We start from the raw sequence: 2,508 nt of genomic DNA on the forward strand, positions 1-2,508 counted from the left end.
TTGTGGAGAATATCGGAGTCGAACCGATGACCTCCTGCGTGCAAGGCAGGCGCTCTAGCCAGCTGAGCTAATCCCCCATTTTTTAGTTGTCAGTTAACAGTTCTCCGTCAACAGTACTTAAAACGGTTACTCAACCTCTAAAATTTCCTAATCAAGTTAAATAGTAGTCCCGGGCAGACTCGAACTGCCGACCCCTACATTATCAGTGTAGTACTCTAACCAGCTGAGCTACGAGACTCTGTTTTTACTTAATTCTTTATTCAATTTCTTTAAATTAACAGCAAGAGTAATATAATCGGTGTCATAGCACCCATAAAATCTTCTTCTTTTTCCCTAGCGTGCTTGCGCTAACACTAAGGCTCTAGAAAGGAGGTGTTCCAGCCGCACCTTCCGGTACGGCTACCTTGTTACGACTTAGCCCTAGTTACCAGTTTTACCCTAGGCAGCTCCTTGCGGTCACCGACTTCAGGCACCCCCAGCTTCCATGGCTTGACGGGCGGTGTGTACAAGGCCCGGGAACGTATTCACCGGATCATGGCTGATATCCGATTACTAGCGATTCCAGCTTCACGGAGTCGAGTTGCAGACTCCGATCCGAACTGTGACCGGCTTTGTAGATTCGCTCCTGGTCACCCAGTGGCTGCTCTCTGTACCGGCCATTGTAGCACGTGTGTAGCCCAAGGCGTAAGGGCCGTGATGATTTGACGTCATCCCCACCTTCCTCACAGTTTGCACTGGCAGTCTCGTTAGAGTTCCCGACATGACTCGATGGCAACTAACAACAGGGGTTGCGCTCGTTATAGGACTTAACCTGACACCTCACGGCACGAGCTGACGACAACCATGCAGCACCTTGTAAATTGTCTTGCGAAAAGTCTGTTTCCAAACCGGTCAATCTACATTTAAGCCTTGGTAAGGTTCCTCGCGTATCATCGAATTAAACCACATGCTCCACCGCTTGTGCGGGCCCCCGTCAATTCCTTTGAGTTTCATTCTTGCGAACGTACTCCCCAGGTGGGATACTTATCACTTTCGCTTAGCCACTGAACTTGCGCCCAACAGCTAGTATCCATCGTTTACGGCGTGGACTACCAGGGTATCTAATCCTGTTCGCTACCCACGCTTTCGTCCATCAGCGTCAATCCATTAGTAGTAACCTGCCTTCGCAATTGGTATTCCATGTAATCTCTAAGCATTTCACCGCTACACTACATATTCTAGTTACTTCCTAATAATTCAAGTCTAGCAGTATCAATGGCCGTTCCACCGTTGAGCGATGGGCTTTCACCACTGACTTACTAAACCGCCTACGGACCCTTTAAACCCAATGATTCCGGATAACGCTTGGATCCTCCGTATTACCGCGGCTGCTGGCACGGAGTTAGCCGATCCTTATTCTTACAGTACCGTCAAGCTCCCTCACGAGGGAGTGTTTCTTCCTGTACAAAAGCAGTTTACAATCCATAGGACCGTCATCCTGCACGCGGCATGGCTGGATCAGGCTTGCGCCCATTGTCCAATATTCCTCACTGCTGCCTCCCGTAGGAGTCTGGTCCGTGTCTCAGTACCAGTGTGGGGGATCTCCCTCTCAGGACCCCTACCCATCGTAGCCTTGGTAAGCCGTTACCTTACCAACTAGCTAATGGGACGCATGCTCATCTTTTGCCGTTGTGACTTTAATAGTGGTTTCATGCGAAACTGCTATACTATGAGGTATTAATCCAAATTTCTCTGGGCTATCCCTCTGCAAAAGGTAGATTGCATACGCGTTACGCACCCGTGCGCCGGTCTCAAAGGAGCAAGCTCCTTCTACCCCTCGACTTGCATGTGTTAAGCCTGCCGCTAGCGTTCATCCTGAGCCAGGATCAAACTCTTCATCGTATATTGTTTAAGCTGAATGTTGTTCAGCTTCTTTTTATTATTCGAATCCAATTCTATCGGTGTTTATTCTAATCTCTCGATTATCTTACTCTTTTTTTTCTTTGTCTTATCTCTCGATAAGACGGCTGTCAATTCAATATGTCTAGGAACGTATTCTTCTTGTTTTATGCGCTTTTCGTTGTTGCGATTAGCGGGTGCAAAAGTAGAAATTCTTTTTTTAACTGGCAAGAAAATTTGAAACTTTTTTTTGAGAATTTTTACTCTCATTCATCTCATTTTCTCTTATCAATCTCTCAAGGAACTTACCGTTTTTGCGGGGTGCAAAGGTAAACAACGTTTTTATTTCTCACAAGCTTTTTTTGATTTTTTTTTAGAAAATCGCTTTTCTTTAATCTTAATCGCTTGCCAGTATTTAAAAGAACGTCGCCGTTGTTGCGGGTGCAAAAGTAGACCCTTTTTTCGTTTAAACAATAGCTTTTTTAAACTTTTTTTGATTTATTTTTTAATTATGCAATAAAATGCTGATAGTCACAATTTAACACAAACTTTACAAAAACAAAATAATACCTAAAACCAAAAATAAGCTAATGGTAATAGCAAAATACGCTATTCATACTCTATTCATAC

General features: G+C 44.7%; 1 protein-coding gene, 2 tRNA genes and 1 rRNA gene. All 4 read right to left on the bottom strand.

The genetic code is table 11. From position 1 onward, the window contains the following. Positions 1 to 3: 3 nt before the first annotated feature. A tRNA-Ala gene (locus FLB_RS07285) sits at positions 4 to 77 on the bottom strand. Positions 78 to 164: 87 nt separating this feature from the next. Continuing rightward, positions 165 to 238: transfer RNA gene (locus FLB_RS07290), tRNA-Ile, on the bottom strand. A 127-nt stretch (positions 239 to 365) separates the two neighbouring features. Further along, a 16S ribosomal RNA gene (locus FLB_RS07295) occupies positions 366 to 1,881 on the bottom strand. Between the two features lie 63 nt (positions 1,882 to 1,944). After that, a complete protein-coding gene (locus FLB_RS07300; RefSeq protein WP_064715310.1) occupies positions 1,945 to 2,148 on the bottom strand; it encodes a hypothetical protein in 204 nt (67 codons plus the stop codon). Positions 2,149 to 2,508 lie beyond the last annotated feature (360 nt).

The organism is Flavobacterium succinicans, assembly GCF_001662485.1.
GTDB lineage: Bacteria > Bacteroidota > Bacteroidia > Flavobacteriales > Flavobacteriaceae > Flavobacterium > Flavobacterium succinicans_A.

What these genes read in the sequence shown, in the direction of transcription:
- FLB_RS07300 (WP_064715310.1), bottom strand. Translation starts at nt 2,148, where the DNA reads ATGAGAGTAAAAATTCTCAAAAAAAAGTTTCAAATTTTCTTGCCAGTT.